Origin of the sequence: Pannonibacter indicus (assembly GCF_001418225.1) — a bacterium.
GTDB lineage: Bacteria > Pseudomonadota > Alphaproteobacteria > Rhizobiales > Stappiaceae > Pannonibacter > Pannonibacter indicus.
Genome location: NZ_LIPT01000001.1, coordinates 438,551 through 457,708, shown reverse-complemented (window position 1 = coordinate 457,708; position 19,158 = coordinate 438,551). Strand labels below are relative to the sequence as shown.

At 65.0% G+C, this 19,158-nt stretch carries 14 protein-coding genes; 10 read left to right on the top strand and 4 right to left on the bottom strand.

What is annotated here, in order from left to right:
* Nucleotides 1-31: 31 nt before the first annotated feature.
* The 3 genes from ASC48_RS02080 to ASC48_RS02070 all read right to left on the bottom strand — a co-directional run bounded on the left by ASC48_RS02080 (nucleotide 32) and on the right by ASC48_RS02070 (nucleotide 4,991).
* Nucleotides 32-1,243, bottom strand: coding sequence for an alanine racemase (locus ASC48_RS02080; protein WP_055454136.1), 1,212 nt, complete (start codon nucleotides 1,241-1,243; stop codon nucleotides 32-34).
* A 786-nt stretch (nucleotides 1,244-2,029) separates the two neighbouring features.
* Nucleotides 2,030-4,138, bottom strand: coding sequence for a 3-hydroxyacyl-CoA dehydrogenase NAD-binding domain-containing protein (locus ASC48_RS02075; RefSeq protein ID WP_055454135.1), 2,109 nt, complete (start codon nucleotides 4,136-4,138; stop codon nucleotides 2,030-2,032).
* 142 nt (nucleotides 4,139-4,280) lie between these two features.
* Nucleotides 4,281-4,991, bottom strand: coding sequence for a GntR family transcriptional regulator (locus ASC48_RS02070; RefSeq protein ID WP_055454134.1), 711 nt, complete (start codon nucleotides 4,989-4,991; stop codon nucleotides 4,281-4,283).
* A gap of 326 nt (nucleotides 4,992-5,317) precedes the next feature.
* Here ASC48_RS02070 and ASC48_RS02065 point away from each other — a divergent pair, with 326 nt between their 5' ends.
* The 10 genes from ASC48_RS02065 (at nucleotide 5,318) to ASC48_RS02020 (ending at nucleotide 18,176) form a co-directional block, all read left to right on the top strand.
* Nucleotides 5,318-6,091 (top strand): LamB/YcsF family protein, encoded by a 774-nt coding sequence (locus ASC48_RS02065; protein ID WP_055454133.1) that lies wholly within the window; start codon nucleotides 5,318-5,320, stop codon nucleotides 6,089-6,091.
* A 1-nt stretch (nucleotide 6,092) separates the two neighbouring features.
* Nucleotides 6,093-7,724, top strand: a complete 1,632-nt coding sequence (locus ASC48_RS02060) for a 5-oxoprolinase subunit B/C family protein (RefSeq protein WP_141658847.1) — start codon at nucleotides 6,093-6,095, stop codon at nucleotides 7,722-7,724.
* Entirely contained in the window at nucleotides 7,721-9,469 is a 1,749-nt protein-coding gene (locus ASC48_RS02055; RefSeq protein WP_055454132.1) for an acetyl/propionyl/methylcrotonyl-CoA carboxylase subunit alpha, read from the top strand. Before ASC48_RS02060 ends, ASC48_RS02055 begins: the two co-directional genes overlap by 4 nt.
* Nucleotides 9,466-11,307 (top strand): ABC transporter ATP-binding protein, encoded by a 1,842-nt coding sequence (locus tag ASC48_RS02050; protein ID WP_055454131.1) that lies wholly within the window; start codon nucleotides 9,466-9,468, stop codon nucleotides 11,305-11,307. The genes ASC48_RS02055 and ASC48_RS02050 overlap by 4 nt, the downstream gene beginning before the upstream one ends.
* A 43-nt stretch (nucleotides 11,308-11,350) precedes the next feature.
* Nucleotides 11,351-12,886, top strand: coding sequence for an ABC transporter substrate-binding protein (locus ASC48_RS02045; protein ID WP_055454130.1), 1,536 nt, complete (start codon nucleotides 11,351-11,353; stop codon nucleotides 12,884-12,886).
* 65 nt (nucleotides 12,887-12,951) lie between these two features.
* Nucleotides 12,952-13,875: an ABC transporter permease gene (locus ASC48_RS02040; RefSeq protein WP_055454129.1), complete on the top strand. Its 924-nt coding sequence runs from the start codon at nucleotides 12,952-12,954 to the stop codon at nucleotides 13,873-13,875.
* Between the two features lie 5 nt (nucleotides 13,876-13,880).
* Entirely contained in the window at nucleotides 13,881-14,729 is an 849-nt protein-coding gene (locus ASC48_RS02035) for an ABC transporter permease (RefSeq protein ID WP_019963881.1), read from the top strand.
* A gap of 4 nt (nucleotides 14,730-14,733) precedes the next feature.
* A complete protein-coding gene (locus ASC48_RS02030) occupies nucleotides 14,734-16,494 on the top strand; it encodes a M14 family metallopeptidase (RefSeq protein WP_055454128.1) in 1,761 nt (586 codons plus the stop codon).
* Between the two features lie 216 nt (nucleotides 16,495-16,710).
* On the top strand, nucleotides 16,711-17,427 hold the full coding sequence (locus tag ASC48_RS02025) for a CDP-alcohol phosphatidyltransferase family protein (RefSeq protein ID WP_244269978.1): 717 nt from the start codon (nucleotides 16,711-16,713) through the stop codon (nucleotides 17,425-17,427).
* A complete protein-coding gene (locus ASC48_RS02020; protein ID WP_072242492.1) occupies nucleotides 17,424-18,176 on the top strand; it encodes an FkbM family methyltransferase in 753 nt (250 codons plus the stop codon). The genes ASC48_RS02025 and ASC48_RS02020 overlap by 4 nt, the downstream gene beginning before the upstream one ends.
* A gap of 14 nt (nucleotides 18,177-18,190) precedes the next feature.
* Here the strand turns inward: ASC48_RS02020 and ASC48_RS02015 are convergent, their stop codons facing one another.
* Entirely contained in the window at nucleotides 18,191-19,132 is a 942-nt protein-coding gene (locus ASC48_RS02015; RefSeq protein WP_244269985.1) for a lysylphosphatidylglycerol synthase transmembrane domain-containing protein, read from the bottom strand.
* Nucleotides 19,133-19,158 lie beyond the last annotated feature (26 nt).

Sequence of the window (19,158 nt, the reverse complement as noted above, 5' to 3'; positions counted from 1 at the left end):
CCAGTCCGGGGGGGCGGTCCGTGTGGAGGCGTTATTCCGCGATGACGATTTCCTGCGGACGCGGGTGAGACAGGAAGTCGAGATGGCTCATGGAATAGCCATAGGCGCCCGCGAGCCCGACGACGAAGAGATCGCCGATATCGGCCGCTTCCAGATGCACGGGGGTGGCCGTCAGCTTGTCGGCGGAATTGCACAGGGCGCCGCCGATGAAGGCGGTTTCATTGCGCACCGACTGCTGGCCATCGAAAATGGCGGGGGCATCCATGCGTACCACGTCCACCGGATGATTGATCTTCAGCGCGATGGGGCGGCGGAAATGGTGTGAGCCGCCTTGGCAGACGATCTGCTTCATGCCGACGCTGGTCTTGATGTCGATGATTTCGGTGCAGTACCAGCCGCTGTCGGCGGTGAGATAACGGCCCAGTTCCAGCACGAAGTGGCGGCCTGCAAAGCCATGCTCCGCGATCAGCGCCGTCAGGCGCGCCGCGTAGGCTTCCGGCCGGAAGCCGCGGCCTGTCTCCAGATAATCGATGCCGAAGCCGCCGCCGAAGTCGATGGTGCTGCACATGAGGCCGGGCACGCGGGCTTCCGTTTCCTTGGCCAGCTCGAACACGCGGCGGCAGTTTTCCAGAAGATCATCAAGCTGCAGCACGCCAGAGGCAGAATAGACATGCAGGCCCCGGAAGGCGAGATGGGGCAGGGCGGCGATCTGCGGCAGCTGGCCGAAATAGAGTTCCTGATCGATGCCAAACTTGGAGCTGTCACCTGAGAAGCTGGCCTGTGCATCATGCACATGGAAGTTAGGGTTGACGCGGACAAGGATCTCCTGCGTTACGCCATGGCGGGCGCAGATCTGTTCCAGCCGGTGCGCCTCGGTAAGCGATTCCAAATGCACCAGCTTGATGCCGGTTGAGACTGCCCATTCCAGCTCTTCTGGCGACTTGCCGGGGCCGGTAAAGACGATCTGCTTCGGCGCAAAGCCCGCTTCCAGAGCCTTGCGGCCCTCTCCGATGCTGGCGATTTCGACACCAGCAACATCCGCCGCCAGTGCCGCCTTGAGGAAGGAAGCATTCGGATTGGCCTTCATCGCATAGAAGATGCCGACTTCCTGCGGCAGTGCAGCCTTGAGGGCGGCAATCTTGGCCTTCATGACCGTAAGGTCATAGACGAAGAAACTGCGTCCATTGGACTTGTCCGCACCAAGCTTTGCGATGGACTGGCGGACATGGGCAGGGAGAAACATGGATGAGGCCCCTCGGGGTTGCGTGCCGTCCTATGGCTGGTCCTCTGGCTGGCTCCGCATCCTTTGCCGCTGGCAAGGCGGCTCTGCACATGGTCCTGTGCAGGGCGGAGGGCCTTGACGGGCTGCAGGCGCGGGGGAGGGGCTTGAGGGGCCACCGGCTGGTTTCAGCCTGTGATAGACCGCCTTGCCCTTCCGGTGCCAGCCATTTTTACGGGAATTTGCAGAAGCATTTCGTCCGCAAGAGCGGGGTCCGATCCGGGGGGGCAGTCAGGTGCCAATTCCTCTCCTTCGAGGCGGGGCTTCTGAATGCACACATCTTGCAGAAAGATGTCTCAGGGCTCAGGCACAAGGTGGCTGCCGTTGCTTTAATGGCAAGGCCTGTCTGTTCCCCTCCCCACGTGGGCTACCGGATTCACATATCGTATAAAAGAGGCTGCAAGCGCTGCTTTGATGCTGGAAAAGATAAGCAGTTTCAGAACCTTCCTTTTTTGCTGGAGCCTCTCGTTTCCCCTCCCCTCAAGGGGGAGGGAACAGACAGGCTGTGCCGGATAAACAACGGCTGCCACCTTGTGCCAAATCCCTGAATATCCTTCTGTACGCTGTGTGCATGCAGTAGCCACCAGGGGGAGGGGAAATGAGTGGCCTCAGCCAGAGAACCAAAATTCTGACGCTGCTTACTTTTTCCGGCATCAAAGCTGCGTCTGTGGCGTCTTCCTGCGCGATGTGAGAATCTGGCGGCCTCAAGGGGGGAGAGGGGCGCTGCGGTCCTATGGAAGCGCTTTGCCTCTATACCGCCTCTCCGGCATCCAGATCGGCGAATGTCTTGCCCTCGGCGGCAAGGCGGACGAGCAGGGGGGCGGGGCGCCAGAAATAGGCGTCGTCTGCCGACAGCCGCTTGATGTCCTCCAGCACCGAGGCGATGCCCACCGTATCGGCGTAATGCAGTGGCCCGCCGCGCCAGCGGGGGAAGCCGTAGCCGGTGAGCAGCACCGTGTCGATGTCCGATGCCCGGCGGGCGATGCCTTCTTCCAGCACGCGGGCGGCCTCGTTGATCATTGCGGCCATGTAGCGCCGCTGGATCTCGTCTGCCGTGAAGCTGCGCGGGATGATGCCGGCCTCCTTGCGGGCCTCGTCCAGCAGGGCGAGGATCTCCGGGTCCGGGCGGCCCTTGGGGCTCTGCTCATCATAGATGTAGAAGCCGCGCCCGGTCTTCTGGCCGAGCCAGCCCCGGTGATAGAGCCCGTCGGCAAAGGTCACCACCCGCTCTTCCGGCGGGCGGGTGGGCGCGCGGCGCTGGCGGGAGGCATAGCCGATGTCGATGCCCGCCAGATCCGACACCTGGAACGGACCCATGGCAAAGCCGAAGTCTGTCAGCGCAGCGTCGATCTGGTAGGGGCTGGCCCCGTCCATCATCGTGTAGTCGGAGGCAAGCCGGTACTGCATCATCAGCCGGTTGCCAATGAAGCCGTCGCAGATGCCGGAATAGACGCCAATCTTGCCGAGCTTGCGCGCCAGATCGAAGGCGCGGGCCACGTGGGCGGGCGCCGTCTTTTCCGCCACCACGATCTCCAGCAGCCGCATCACATGGGCTGGGGAGAAGAAGTGCAGGCCGATTACGTCTTCCGGGCGTGAGGTGACGGCGGCAATCGCATTCACATCCAGATAGGAGGTGTTGGTGGCGAGCGTTGCACCCGGCTTGGCGATGGCGTCCAGCTTGCGGAACACGTCCGTCTTCACCTCAAGGTTTTCAAACACCGCCTCGATGATGATGTCGGCCTCCGCCAGCGCCTCGTAGGTGGTGGAGGTTGTCAGCTTGCCGTTCAGGATTTCATCGTGCTGTTCCGCGCTCAGCTTGCCGCGCGCGACGGCGCCTTCGAGATTGCGGGCGATGGTCGAGCGGGCCTTTTCGGCAAAGGCTTCCTCGCGCTCGATCAGGGTGACGGGCAGACCAGCCAGAAGCGCGGCCGTGGCAATGCCTGCGCCCATGGTGCCGCCGCCGATGACGCCTGTGGAGGCATAGGGCGGAGGCGTCAATCCGGCGATCTCCTTCACCTGTGCAGCCTTGCGCTCGGCAAAGAAGGCGTGGATGAGGGCTGCGCGCTGGGGTGTCTGCATCAAGTCAAGGAAGCGCTTGCGCTCGGCGGCGAGGCCCTCCGTCCGGTCCATGCGGGTGGCATCTTCCACCGCGTCGATGGCGGCCAGATGCGAGACCTCACCGCGATTGCGGGCGCGCACCTTCTTGCGTGCGGCTTCAAAAACGGAAGTCTCGGCGACCGGGCGGGGGCGCAGGCCAGACGCCACGGGGCGGCTGACGGAGCCTTCTGCCACGGCGCGGACCTTGTCCTTCGCCGCTGACAGCAGGTCTGCGGCGGGCACCACGGCATCCACAATGCCGAGGGACAGGGCTTCGGCAGCACTCACCTGACGGGCGGTGGTGATGATGTCGAGGGCCGCTTCCACGCCCGCAAGGCGCGGCAGGCGCTGGGTGCCGCCTGCGCCGGGCATCAGGCCCAGCGTCACTTCCGGCAGGCTGATCCTGGCCGTCTCAGAAGCAATGCGCAGATGCGAGCCGAGGCCCACTTCGCAGCCGCCGCCGATGGCCGCGCCGTTGAGGGCGGCTGCAATGGGTTTGGTGCTGTCCTCAATGGCATTGATCACATCCGGCAGATAGGGGGGCTGCGGCGTCTTGCCGAATTCGGTGATGTCGGCACCGCCGACGAAGATACGTCCAGCGCCGGTGATGACGCCGGCAATGGCGTCACTATCCGCCGCCAGCCGCGCCACCGCCTCCAGCAGCCCGGCCCGCACTGCCTGCGACAGCGCGTTGACCGGCGGGTTGGCGATGGTGATCACGGCAATGCCGTCCTGAACTTCATATGAAACGGGAGTGGTCATTGCGCCCCTCTGTTCTCTCTCTCCGCATGCCGGCGCAACTTGCATGACCAGCGCCACAAGTTCAACCAGCCAGAGGGGGGATGCTGCCGAAAGCGGCGGGGTGTTCAGGTAAGGGTGAAGTCCCTGATTGATGGCATCTCCTTTACCGCGAGCGCTTGTCCGCCGGTTTGCGTTCCAGTCTTTCGTAGGCGCCCAGGATGAAGCGTTCGGCCTGTTGCAGATAGGCTTCCAGCTTTGCCGCGGCGCCCTTGGCGTCGCCTGCGGTCAGCAAGCTGAGGATGATCTGGTTCTGGTCTACATAAGGCCCATGCAGATATTCCGGATCGTGCAGAAGGCCGAAGACAAGCCGTAATTCGGCGGAAACCTGCGCATAGAAAGCCGATAGGCGCGGGCTGTCGGCGAGCTCCACGATGGCCGAATGGAAAGCGATGTCGGCGCTGCCGACGCTGAGCCATTCGCCGGCTTCACGGTGGGCGCGGGCGGCGTCAATGGCCGCCTGCATCTTTGCCACGGCCGGGTGCAGCGGATGGGCGCTGGCAAGGGCAGGGCATTCGATCAGGCGGCGGATGCGGTAGATATCCACAATCGTCGACATGTCCGGCGTGACGACAAAAACACCCCGGTTTGCCTCGTGCCGCAACAGGCCTTCCTTGGTGAGCAGGCGGAACACTTCGCGCAGGGTGTTGCGGGAAACCTGCATGGCTTCGCACAGCTGCACTTCCGACAGATGGCTGCCCGGTGTCAGCACGCCGTCGATGATCTTCTGCCGCATGCGCCCGGCAATCACGTCCGCCAGAGGTTGCGCCTGTTCGTCTGCCGGGGCCGCAAGGCCTGCCGGAGCGGGTTTCTTCATGTGTGCTCCCTCCGGAATGGCTGCCCCGCCACCCTCTCCCATCCGGCCTACTGGCGCCCGTTCCGGGGCCGGAGAATCGGATATCCGCGCAAGTTATGAGGCACTGCGCACCGCTTCAAGCGGCATGCGTGCGACTGCCGGCTGCCCTGCTGCATGCATGTGCAAACCTGCAGTATTTGCTAAAATTGTAGGCGTCAACATGCCGCATTGCAGTGCAATACAATAAAATTGTTCAACAATATGGACAAGCCTGTTCGCCTTTGCTACGCCTTGAAGCAAGGGGGCGTGCTGTCCTCCTGTCAGGGTTGTGAGGCAAGGCAGGGCAGATGCGGGTGATCGACCTCAACAGTGATCTGGGCGAGAGCTTCGGTGCATGGACCATGGGCGATGACAGCGCCATGCTGGACATCGTCAGCAGTGCCAATGTGGCCTGCGGTTTCCATGCGGGCGATCCAGCCGGTATCCTGCGCACCCTGAAGGCTGCTGCCGCGCGCGGCGTCACGGTCGGTGCTCATGTGGGCTACCGCGATCTTGCCGGTTTCGGCCGCCGTAATATGGATCCGTCCAGCGAAGAGCTGATTGGCGACGTGATTTATCAGATCGGCGCCCTCAAGGGTCTGGCGGCGGCTGCCGGGACGCAGGTTACCTATGTGAAGCCGCATGGCGCACTCTACAACACCATCGCCTTTGATGCCCGGCAGGCCGCTGATGTCATCCATGCCATCAAGGCGGTGGATCCCTCGCTCGTGCTGGTGGCGCTGGCAGGTTCGCCTCTGATCGTGCAGGCCCGTGCGGCCGGTCTTGATGTGGTTGGCGAGGCATTTGCCGACCGGGCCTATACGCCGGAAGGAAAGCTGGTGCCGCGCCGCGAGGCTGGTGCCGTGCTGCATGATCCGGAGCTTGTCGCCCGGCGGATGCTGCAATTCGTCACCGAAGGGGCCGTGGAAGCCATCGATGGCAGCCTTGCCCCGGTCGATGCACGGTCCATCTGTGTGCACGGAGACAGCCCTGATGCGGTCGCCATGGCCCGCCGGGTGCGCGAGGTGCTGGAGGCAGCCGGTCACCGCATTGCCCCCTTTGCAGCGGCAGGCAAGGCCTGAGATGCCGGCGCGCTGGTCCATGCGGGTGCTGATGCTGCGCGAGGGCGCAGTGCTGCTCGAACTCGCCAGTCTCGATGTGACGCTTGCCCTGTTTGATGCTCTGGAAGCCGATCCCGTGGCCGGGGTGCTGGAGATCGTTCCGGCGGCCCGCACGCTGCTGATCACCCATGATCCGCTGACCATTTCTGCCGAACAGGTGGCCGCCGAGGCCGTTGTGCGGCTCGGCATGCCCCGCAAGGCGGGAATGGCCAAGGTGGTGGAGATTCCCGTCCGCTATGACGGGGAGGATCTGGCCGATGTGGCGGAACTGCTGGGCATTTCCACGCATGAGGTGATCCGCCGCCATGTGGAGGCTGACTATCTCGTTGCCTTCCCCGGCTTTGCGCCGGGCTTTGCCTATCTCAGTGCGCCTGACGCCGGTTTGCATGTGCCGCGCCGCGCTTCGCCGCGCACCCATGTGCCTGCGGGCGCCGTGGGGCTGGCGGGCGAATTCAGCGGCATCTATCCGAAGGTCAGCCCCGGCGGCTGGCAGCTGATCGGCACGACACCGCTTGCCATGTTCGATCTTGGCCGCAAGCCTGCCGCGCTGCTCCAGCCGGGCCAGCATGTGCGGTTCCGTGATATGGCGGGAGCCACGGTTCATCCGGGGGCGAAGATCCCCGCAGAAGTTGCGAAACCTGCTGCCGCCGCGCTTGAGGACAGGATTGAAGGCCTGTATCTGGACGTGTTGAGTGCCGGGCTTCCGGCGCTGTTTCAGGACCATGGCCGTCCCGGACTGGCAGCGCAGGGCATCAGCCGTTCAGGCGCGGCGGACCGGGCCAGCCTGTCACTGGCCAACCGCATTACGGGTAATCCGGCAGACGCGGCAGCTCTCGAACTCGCGCCAGCCGTCTTCACCTTCCGTGTGAGCGGCCGTGCCGTGATCGCGGTGACGGGCGCGGAGCGGGCCATCACCATTCAGCCGGAGCGGGGCCCGCGCATTTCCGGGGCCATGAACCGGCCTCTGGCGCTGGAGCCGGGCGACCGTGTGACACTGGAAGCGCCTAAGGCGGGCCTGCGCAGCTATCTCGCCTTGCGCGGCGGTTTTGCGGTTGAACCGGTACTCGGCAGTGCTTCGGCAGATACGCTGGCGCAGATCGGTCCTGCTGCGGTGACGTCCGGGGCGCGGCTGCGAGCGGCATCCGGGATGAAGCTCTCCGCCGTCGAGCCAGAGGCGCTTTCTGCCTTCGCCATGCCGCGCGCCGGGGAAACCATTGTGCTGGACGTGGTGCCGGGGCCGCGCACGGACTGGTTCACGCCTGTCTCTGCCGAACAGTTCCTGACCGTTTCATGGGCCGCGACCTCGCAGGCAAGCCGCACAGGCCTGCGTCTGTCAGGGCCGGTGCTGGAGCGGGCTGTCACGGGCGAGTTGCCGAGCGAAGGTACGCTGCGCGGGGCCATTCAGGTACCCGCCAACGGCCAGCCGGTGCTGTTCCTTGCCGATCATCCGCTGACCGGCGGCTATCCGGTCATGGCCACGGTGGCAGCGCATCATCTTGATCTGGCCGGGCAGATTCCGCCCGGTGCCTTCATCCGTTTCCGGGCCGTCCGTCCCTTCACGGCCTATTCCCTTTGCGCAGGTGACACTCCATGAAAAAAGTGCTGATTGCCAATCGCGGCGAGATTGCCGTGCGCATCATCCGGGCCTGCCGGGACTATGGCCTCGCTTCCGTGGCCGTCTACGCAGATGCCGACGCCGGGGCGCTGTTCACGGAATTTGCGGACGAGGCCTATGCCCTCAACGGCGCTTCGCCGAAGGACACTTATCTCGACATCGCCAAGCTGATCGCCATCGCCCGCCAGTCCGGCGCAGATGCGGTGCATCCGGGCTACGGGTTCCTGTCCGAGCGCGCCGAATTTGCCCGTGCCGTGATGGACGCAGGCCTCACCTGGATCGGGCCGGACCCGCAGGTGATCGAGGTGCTGGGCGACAAGCTGCAGGCCCGGCGCATCGCCCAGAAGGTGGGCGCACCGCTGGTGGCGGGCAGCGAGGGCGCGCTGTCGAGTGCTGCCGAAGCGCTGGCCTTTGCCCGCCAGTTCGGTCTGCCGCTGGCCATCAAGGCTGCCCATGGCGGCGGCGGGCGCGGAATGAAGATTGCCCGGCATCTGGACGAGGTGGAAGAGCTGTTCGAATCCGCCACCCGCGAGGCTGTCGCCGCCTTTGGCCGGGGCGAATGCTATGTGGAGCAGTTCCTCGACCGCCCGCGCCACATCGAGGCGCAGGTTCTGGCCGACAAGCATGGTAATGTGGTGGTGGTGGGCACGCGCGACTGCTCCCTGCAGCGCCGGAACCAGAAACTGGTGGAGGAGGCGCCCGCGCCCTTCCTCAGCGCTGCGCAGCGCGAGACGATCCACCGGGCCGCACGCGATATCTGCGCTGAGGCCGGCTATTCCGGCGCCGGCACGGTGGAGTTCCTGCTGAGTGCCGACGGGCTGATTTCCTTCCTGGAAGTGAACACCCGCCTTCAGGTCGAGCATCCGGTGACGGAGGAGACCACGGGGCTTGATCTTGTGATCGAGCAGTTCCGCATCGCCGAGGGGCAGCGGCTCTCCTTCACCTCGACGCCGGAGCCGCGCGGCCATGCGTTCGAGTTCCGCATCAATATCGAAGATCCGGGCCGCGGCTTCCTGCCGTCCGCCGGTGAAATCAGCCGCTGGCGGGAGCCGTCGGGCCCCGGCGTGCGGGTGGATAGTGGCGTAGAGACCGGTTCGCTCATTCCGCCAGTGTTCGATTCCCTTTGCGCCAAGCTCATCGTCCATGGTCCGACCCGCGACAAGGCCATCGCCCGCGCCCGCCGCGCCTTGGCTGAATTCGTCATCGAGGGCGTGCCCTCGGTGCTGCCGTTCCACCGGGCGGTTCTGGAGCATCCGGATTTTACCGGTGCCGGCTTCGAGGTCCACACCCGCTGGATCGAGACAGATTTCGCCGGAACACTGGAGGAAGCGGCCCGCCCTGATGCGCCCGCCAGCCGCCCGCTGCTGCGGGGCCGGATAGAGATCGATGGGCGGCTGGTCGAGGTGGGGATCCCCGATGGTTTCCTGCGCCTGCTTGGGGCAGTGGCGCCTGTTGCCGGTGAAACAACTGGGGAGACTGAAGACGCAGGCGCGGTGCGGGCGCCTGTCGCCGGAACGCTCGCCCATTGGGCCGTTGAGGAAGGGGCCGCCGTCGAGGAGGGGGCCGTCCTTGCCATGATGGACGCCATGAAGATGGAAACCGCCGTCACCGCGCCCTGTTCCGGGCGTATCACCGGACTTGCAGCTGCAGGCTCCACGCAGGCTGCCAATGCAATCCTTGCCCGTATCACGCCCGCAGTGGCACAGCCGGAGGCCAAGGCATGACGCTTTCAACGAGCCCGGAAACCCCGCAGGCCGCAGCGCCGCTCCTGATCATCGATGGCCTGACCGTCCGCTTCGGCAGCACAAAGGTCATCGAGGATCTGTCTTTCTCGGTCCAGCCGGGCCGCACGGTTGCGGTGGTGGGCGAATCCGGCTCCGGCAAGTCGGTCACGTCCCTCTCCGTAATGCGCCTTGCGGACATGATGGGTGCGCACTTTGATGCGGGGCGTATTCTCTTCGGCGGCCGCGATCTGCTGGAAACCTCCCAGAAGGACATGCGCAGCATTCGCGGCAAGGAGATCGCCATGATCTTCCAGGAGCCGATGACCTCGCTCAATCCGGTCTTCACCATCGGTGACCAGATCAGCGAAGTGCTGATGCTGCATGAAAAGAGCAGCAAGGCGGCAGCTCTTGCCGAGGCGCAGCGCCTGCTGGAAATGGTGCGTCTGCCCGATGCTGCCGGGCAGTTGAAGCGCTATCCGCACCAGCTCTCCGGCGGCATGCGCCAGCGGGTGATGATCGCCATGGCGCTGGCCTGCCGTCCCAAGCTGCTGATTGCCGACGAGCCGACCACGGCGCTGGACGTGACCATTCAGGCGCAGATCCTCAACATCCTGCGGGACCTGCAGAAGGAACTCGGCATGGGGATGATCTTCATTACCCATGACATGGGCGTCGTCGCGGAAATGGCCGATGACGTGGTGGTGATGTGGAAGGGTCGCAAGGTGGAAGAGGGCCCGGTGGGGCAGATCTTCAACAGCCCGCAGCATCCCTACACCCAGGCGCTTCTGGCCGCCGTGCCGCGCCTTGGCAGCATGACGGGGCAGGACTTCCCCAAGCGCCTCGCCGATCTTGCCGGTGCTGACGGCAGCATGGAGGGCAAGCAGGAGGAGCGGGTGCAGGACACCGCCCGCTATGACAGCGCGCCGCTCCTGTCGGTCAAGGACCTGTTCGTGCGCTTCGATGTGCGGCGCAACGTTCTGGGCCGCACGACGCACCGGCTGAGCGCGGTCTCCAACGTGTCACTCGAAATCTATCCGGGCGAGACGCTGGCACTGGTGGGCGAGTCCGGGTCCGGCAAGTCTACCATCGGCCGCACCATCCAGCAGCTTCAGGAAGCCCATTCGGGCGATATCCTGTTCGGCGGGCGCAGCTTCGCGCAGATGAGCCGGGCCGAGCGCCATGCCATGCGCCAGAAGGTGCAGTATATCTTCCAGGACCCCTTCGCCTCGCTCGATCCGCGCAAGACGGTGGGCTTCTCCATTGCCGAGCCGATCCACACCCACGGCCTGATCGCCGATCCCAAGGCCGTGCGCCGCCGGGTGGATGAGCTGCTGGAGCGCGTGGGGCTCGGGTCCGAGCATGCGGCGCGCTATCCGCACGAGTTTTCCGGCGGCCAGCGCCAGCGCGTGTGCATCGCCCGCGCCCTTGCCTCCAACCCGGAACTGATCATCGCCGATGAGGCCCTGTCGGCGCTGGATGTGTCGATCCAGGCGCAGATCATCAATCTCTTCATGGATCTGCAGGCCGAGCGCGGCCTCGCCTATCTCTTCATCAGCCACGACATGGCGGTGGTGGAGAAGATGAGCCACCGGGTCGCGGTGCTCTTCCTTGGCCAGATCATGGAAATGGGCAGCCGCCGCCAGGTCTTCGAGACGCCGGCGCATCCCTATACCCGCAAATTGCTCGCCGCCGTCCCGGTCGCCGATCCGTCGCGTCCGCGTGGCGGTGTGCTGATCGAGGGCGAAATCCCGAGCCCGGTCCGCCGGGTAGGGGATGAGCCTGCCATCCTCACCCACGAGGAAATCAGTCCCGGCCACTTTGCCGCCCGCGGCGCCTGACCGTGACCCGCAGACCCAAAGCCAATCAGCAGAGGACTTGGAAATGAAACTGAAGACATGGGGCATGGGCGTTGCCGCCCTTGCGCTGGCCATCTCCGGCGCATCCTTCACGGCACAGCCTGCATTTGCGGCTGGCAAGCTGACGGTTTCCTCCCCGCAGGATCCGGGCAGCTGGGACCCGATCGACACCTTCCTCGTCGCCTGGGCCGCCGTTTCGACCAACATCTTTGAGGGCCTGACCTACCGCGGGCCGGACCTGAAGCTGGTGCCGGGCCTTGCCGAGAGCTGGGAAGAGCTGGACGAGGGCAAGCGTATCCGCTTCACCCTGCGCAAGGACGTGAAGTTCCACAACGGCGAACCCTTCAACGCCGCTGCCGTGAAGTTCACCTTCGACCGCCTGCTGGGCGAAGAAGGTGCCAAGGGCCCGCAGCGCTCCAACTACGTCGTCATCGACAGCGTCGAAGTCATCGACGACTACACGGTGGACCTGAAGCTGAAGAACCCGGATCCGGTGCTGCTGACCAAGCTGGCCGGCTATGGCGCCATGATCGTGCCGCCGCAGTATATCGCCGAGAAGGGCGAGGAGTTCTTCAACACCAATCCGGTCGGCACCGGTCCGTTCAAGTTCGTCTCCTACGCGCCCAAGGCCTCCATCTCGCTGGCGGCAAACCCGGATTACTGGGGCGGTGCGCCGAAGCTGTCCGAGCTGGAATACCGCTTCATCTCCGAGCCTGCGACGGCCGTTGCCGAACTGCAGTTCGGCCGCGTCGATCTGGTGATCCCGCCCACCATTCCGATCGGCATGATCCCCACCATTGAGAGCGACAACAACCTGGAGATCGTCAGCGTTCCCGGACCGACGGTGGATGCCCTGCGCTTCAACACCCGTGACGGCATCACCGCCGATCCGCGCGTGCGCAAGGCCATCATCATGGCCGTGGACCGCGCTGCGATCGTTCAGTCGATCCTCGCCGGTCAGGGCGCAGAGATCGCCAGCTTCCAGAGCGCCCTGTCCTTCGGTTACGACCCGGAGCTGAAGCCTCTGCCGTTTGATCCGGAAGGCGCCCGCAAGCTGCTGCAGGAGGCCGGTGTCCCGGAAGGTGCCACGCTGCAGATAGACGTGCGCGGTAATGACGCGACCATGAACGAAGTGGCGCAGGCCATTTCCTTCTACCTGCAGTCCATCGGCCTCAACGTCTCCGTTACTCCGCATGAGACCAGCACGCTGATCAACGACATCATCCCGCAGGGCAAGACCGGCGCGATGTTCCAGCAGAAGTGGGGCGGCTGGACCTTCGATTACGACAACACCGCTTACGCCATGTACCACACGGGCGAAAAGTGGAACCCGTATGACAAGGACGAGACGCTGGACAAGCTGCTGGAATCCCAGCGCCCGATGACCGGCCGCGCAGAGCGCGAGAAGGTGCTGAAGGAAATCGGTGCCTATGTGGCCGGCAAGGCGCTGGAGCTGCCGCTCTACAACACCAACGCCATCTACGCGATCAACAAGCGGGTGAAGGGCTTCGTGCCGGCGCCGGACACGCGCCTGAAGCTCAACGAAGTCACCGTCGAGTGACCTCATGACAGCGGCTGCCGCCTGCCCGTGCGGGCGGCAGCTTTCCTGCCCTGAAGGAGAAGAACGTGGCCAGTTTCCTCATCAAGCGCCTGCTGCAGGCCATTTTCGTCGTCATAGCGCTGACGCTTGTCGTCTCGTTTGCCATCCGCCTCACCGGCGACCCTGCCGTGATGATGTTCCAGGGTGGCGGCAGCATGACCGAGGAAGACCTTGCGCGCATCCGCGCCGCACTGGGCACGGACCAGCCGTTCTTCGTGCAGTATTTCAGTTTCCTGAAAGGGCTGCTTACCCTTGATTTCGGGCGCAGCTTCGTGGGCGGCACGCCCGTGTCACAGCTGATTGGCGCGGCACTGCCGGCAACCCTGCTGCTTGCCTTCATCTCCATGGCCGTGTCCATCGCCATCTCGATCCCGCTCGGCATCAAGGCCGCCACCTCGCGGGGCAAGGGCGTGGACCAGGTGATCCGCATCTTCTCGCTGATCGGCCTGTCCTTTCCGAATTTCTGGCTGGCCACCATGCTGGTGCTGCTCTTCGCCATCACCCTGCGCATCCTGCCGCCCAGCGGCATGAGCGGCATCGAGAGCTACATCATGCCGGCGCTGACCATGGGCGTCATCCTGACCGCCACCAACGTGCGGCTGGTACGCACCGCCATGCTGGAAACGCTGCAGTCGCAATATGTGATGGTGGCCCGTGCCAAAGGCCTGAGCGAAAGCAAGGTGCTTTACAAGCACGCGCTCAGGAACTGCGCCATTCCGCTGATCACCTATTTCGGCCTGCAGTTCGGCGGGTTGCTCGGCGGCATCGTCGTCATCGAGCGGGTGTTCAACTGGCCAGGCCTCGGCACGCTCGCCTTTGATGCGGTGGGGGCCCGAGACTATCCGCTGCTGCAGGGCGTCATCACGGTTCTTTCGCTGATGATCGTCGGCATCAACCTTCTGGTCGACATCGCCTACGGGCTGGTCGATCCCCGCATCCGGACGGAGTAAGCGCCATGGCTTCCGCAACCTCGCGCCTGTGGCGCTTCTCCAACCTTGAGTTCGTGCTGGGCGCCAGCCTGACCACGGTGATCTGCCTTGCCGTCATCTTCTCCGGCCTGCTGTTTCCCGGCGGCGTGGACAAGATCGACTTCATGGCCCGCAATCTGGCGCCCTTCACCTCCTGGGCGCATCCCTTCGGCACCGATGCGCTGGGCCGCGACGTCCTGGCGCGGGTGGTGGCCGGCGGCAAGATCTCGCTGCTGGTCGGCTTCGTGTCGGTGGCCGGTGCCGTTGTCTTCGGCGTCATCATGGGGCTGATCGCCGGTTACTACCGTGGCTTCTGGGACATGGTGGTGATGCGCTTTGCCGATCTGCAGCTCGCCATGCCCTTCATCCTGCTGGCGATCACCTTCATCGCCATCGTTGGCGGCAGCCTGACCAACACCATCATCCTGCTGATCGTCTCGCAATGGGTGCAATATGCCCGCCTTGTGCGCGGTTCGGTGCTGACCCTGCGCGAGCGGGAGTTCATCCAGTCCGCCAAGGCCATCGGCGTGCGCGACTGGCGTATCATCCTGCAGCATCTCCTGCCCAACCTGCTGGGACCGGTGATCGTGCTGATGACGCTGAACGTGGCCAACAACATCCTGCTGGAGAGCAGCCTCACCTTCCTCGGCCTTGGCGTTGACCGTACGGTGCCGAGTTGGGGCGGCATGCTGGCCGATGGCCGCACCTATCTGCAGACGGCCTGGTGGATCAGCGTATTCCCCGGCCTTGCCATCCTGCTGACGGTGCTGGGCCTCAATCTTCTCGGCGACTGGCTGCGCGACAGCCTCGACCCCACCGGACGCAGCACGAGGTAAGCCGATGACCAGCACGGCCATCTGCCTGAAAGACGCCGGCTTTTCCTCCACGCTGGACCGCCTCTCGGCGCTGCTGCGCCCCGGCATCACGGCGCTGGAGGCCTGGACCTTCGATGATCTGAAGACCCGCCGCGCCATCGAAGCGGCGCTGGCGGAAAAGGGCATCACGGCAATCATCCGCAGTGCCTACAAGCCGCTGGTTCATGCGGTGCAGGAAGAGGTGGATCTGGACGGCGTTGCCGCCGCAGAGCTGCGCTATCCGGTGCATCCGCTGGCGCCGGAAAACCGCTTCCGGCTGGAGGCCTATCCGCTCGCTGCCCTGATTGCGCCGCGCCCGCTCACCTTCTCGGCGCGGACGGATGGCAGCCTGCAGTATGAGCTGGTGCTGACCCATCACGATGGCAGCACACAGACCGTCACCATCCTTGCCCCCAACCGGGAGCATCAGGATCTTGCCGGACAGATGAACCTCTCCCCCTGCGGCTGGGTGAAGCTGAATGGCGATACGGTGGGCATGCCCTTTGAGACGCCCTACGAGGCGCTGTTTGCGCAAGCGCTGGATGCCGTCAGCAGCCATGACTGGGGCGTGGCAGAGCCCTGGTTCGAGGAGCTGAACCTTGCCGTCCGCCTGCCTGCAGCTGATCTGCCGCTTGCCCATGCGCATGAGGTGATGAGCCTTGCCGAGGCGATGCACGAGGATCTCTATTTCTCGCTGCTGGAATTCTTCCAGATGAAATCCGGCCGCCCGCAGGGCGACCGGGGGCTGAAGCCGGGGCAGATCGTGCCGGAAGTGCTTGGCGGGCAGGAGAGCTATCACCTGCGCATCGAGTTGCGTCCGCTCTCCAGCGAAACCCGGCCTGCGACGGTGCACAGCCCGGCAGAGCAGGATCTGGCGCAGGCGGCTGCGCCCCTGTCCCCTGCGCAGATTTCCGCAGAACTGGCGCGGGTGGGCGGCGAGGCTTTTTCAGCGTCTTCACGCGCGGGCCGGAAGGTTGAGGCCCGTTACCGGAAGGGCACAGATGTGCCGGTGATGATCAGCGCCGGCCAGCATGCCAACGAGACGACCGGGGTTGTGGGCGCATTGCGTGCCGGGCAGGTTCTGGCCGCCCGCGACGGCGCGCATTTCACCCTGTCGCCGCAGGAAAATCCGGATGGCTATGCCCTGCACCAGCGGCTGATTGCGGACAATCCCTTCCACATGCATCATGCCGCCCGCTACACGGCGCTGGGGGATGACCTTGAATACCGCAGGCCCGGAACCGCCGGGGATCTTCTCCTTGAGAAGGCCATCCGCATTGAGGCAGAAGCACGCACGGGTGCGCAACTGCACGTCAACCTGCATGGCTATCCCTCACATGAGTGGACGCGGCCGCTTTCCGGCTATGTGCCCCGGCATTTTGCCATGTGGACGCTGCCGAAAGGCTTCTTCCTGATCCTGCGTTACCTGGAGGGCTGGGAGCGGCAGGCCGAGGACCTGATGGACCGGGTGACGCGCCATCTCGCGGCCATCCCGGGCCTGCTGGAGGAAAACGCCCGGCAGATCGCGCTCTACGAAGCCCACGCTGGCGGCACAGGGTTCCGCATGGTCAACGGCTTCCCGTGCCTGTGCTCGGTGGACGCGCGCCATACGGTGCCGGTGACGCTGATCACCGAATACCCGGACGAAACCATCTACGGTCCGGAGTTCATCACCGGCCACACCGCCCAGATGGAAACCGTCCTGTCCGCCTATGACGCCTGGCAGCAGATCATGGCTGTGGGGTGAAGGCGGGCAGAGCGATAGAGCTTGCCCGGCTGAGCAATCTGACAGCAAGGTTCCTGCGTAAGGATTGCAGGTGAGAGCCCGTAACTCTGTGGGGCCCCGCTGCAAAGCCTTTCGCCGGAGTGGCCGCTGATGCTGTCGAATGAAACCTCAACAGGGCATGGTACCTCGATACCGTTCGCGGGTGGAGCAAGGGGCGCACCCGCTCAGCAGTCCGCCTTGAGACTGGATACTCTTCGCGTTCTGGCGGCCGTCCTTGCCTTGTCTGTTGCGGTCTATGCGGCGGTATCTGTCTCCCTGTCTCTGGGGCTCGATGTGCCGCTGGCCGCATCCGCTGTGCTGCTGGCGGTGTTTGGTCTGGTGCTGCGCGGGCTGGTTCATCACCAGTTCCACAAATTCGGTGCGGCCAACACGGTGACGGCCATCCGCGCGGCGATGGTCAGCCTTGTTGCGGCGGTGGTGCTGTTTGCGGAGATGCACCGGGCCGGCGTTGAGGTTCACTGGACGCTGGCCGGGCTCGCGGGCCTGGCGCTGGCTCTGGACGGGCTGGATGGCTATCTGGCGCGGCGTCTCCATCAGGAATCGGACCTTGGGGCCCGCTTCGACATGGAAGTGGATGCCTTCCTGATCCTGTGTCTTTCGGCTGCCGTTTGGCAGCTGGACAAGGCGGGGCCCTGGGTGCTGCTCATCGGGCTGATGCGCTACGGCTTCGTGCTGGCGCAATATGTGCAGCGTCGCCTTGCCGCGCCGCTGCCGCCGTCTTTCCGGCGCAAGCTGGTCTGCGTGGTGCAGGTGGCGGCGCTCTGCGTGCTGCTGCTGCCGTTCGTCACGGCGCCGCTTTCTGTCTGGATCGCAGCGGTGGCGCTAACGGCGCTCGCCTGGTCCTTTGCGGTGGACACGGCCTATCTGCTGCGCAAGCCGGAGGCTGGCCTTTGACCGGAAGGATCTCAGTCCGTGCCGCACTGGGCCTTGCCCGTTCGCTTGTCATCTATTACGGCCAGCCCTGGCGGCGCTGGCAGCTGAAACGGTTCTACCGGCGGCTTGTTGCCCCCGGTGATCTCGTCTTTGATATCGGCGCCCATGTCGGCAGCCGCAGCGCCACGCTGCTGGGTCTTGGCGCCGAAGTGGTGGCGGTGGAGCCGCAGCCCGTCTTTGCGCGGATGATCGAGCGCCATCTCGCTCACCGCCTGCGCGGCTTCGAAACGGTGGCTGTGGGGGCTGAGGAGGGGGAGGCTGTGCTGCACATTTCCAGCCGCTACCCGACGGTGACGACCATTTCGGACCGGTTCATCGATGGTGTGCGCGGAACGGAAGGTTTCCGCGACGTGGTGTGGGATAGCGAGATCCGCTTGCCTGTGACGACGCTGGACCGGCTGATCGAGCGCTATGGCCGCCCGGCCTTCTGCAAGATCGACGTGGAAGGTGCGGAAAGCGATATCCTGCGCGGCCTGTCGCAGCCTATCCCTCTCGTGGCCCTTGAATATATCCCGGCCCTGCCGGAGGTGGCACGCGAGGCGGTGGCCTTGCTGGAGAAGCTCGGCCCCTACCGCTTCAACCGGGTGGTAGGCGAGCAGCACCGCTTTGTCAGCGGCCACTGGGTGACAGGGGATGACGTGCTGGCGGAGATTGCAGGGCTGACGCCGGAAAGCCCCTCGGGCGATATCTATGCAAGGCTGGCGGCCTGATGCGGCTGGCGGGATCAGCGTTTCTGGCGCAGAAGCTCCAGCGCCAGGAGAGCGAGCCCCGGCAAGGCCGCTCCGGCCAGCGATATCATTCCATACAGCAGGCTCGCCGCCAGCCCTTGCGCTGCGGTGAAGCCGAACAGCGGCCAAAGGGCTGCTGCCGCAGCCTCCCGTGTGCCCCAGCCGCCGACGCCCACCGGGATCAGCATGCTGAGCAGGCACAGGGGAATGATGGTGACCACTGCAAACACTGGCAGGCTGGCTCCGACAGCATCGGACGCGACCGTGAAAGTCAGCAGGTAGCTTCCGGTGATCAGCAGGCTGAGGCCCACCTGCACGGCCAGTGCGCCTCTGCTCCAGAAGGCGGCACGCAGCGCCTGATGAGCCACCGGCCCAAAACGGCGCAGGCGGGCGCGCAAGGCCGGGCAGAGCAGTGGCAGGGCGAGCGCAGCCAGCACAAGACCTGCGGCGGCCAGCCAGACGAGGGGCGGTGCGGAGGGCGCGGAAACCTGCGGCAAGGCGGGGATGCTCTCCGCTGGCAGAATGACGGCCCAGGCGAGGAGCCCGCCGCCCATGAGAAGCGCGAAGGCAAGCTGGCCGGACATCCGCTCCAGCGCCACGGCCGTGGCCGCCTGTTTCCAGCCGCCCTCTGCGCTCTCCTTCACCCGGTAGATCCGCGCCGCATCCCCCGCCATGCCGCCGGGCAGCAGCAGGTTGAGCGTGCCGCCGAGGTAATATTCCCGGATGGCCGCGCCAAGCGGAATGGAATGGCCAAGGCGGGCAGCGGTGAAACGCCAGCGCACCGCCGACAACACTGTCTGAAGCTGGACGAGCAGCAACCCGGCCAGCAGATGGCCGGCTGGCGCTTTGGCGAGGGCGGCCGCGATGCCGGCCGGATCCAGGAGGGCAATGAGGCCAGCCAGAAGCGCCAGACCCGCAAGCGGCGCAAGCAGCCTCACCTTGCGCAAGGGGAAGTCTCAGGCTG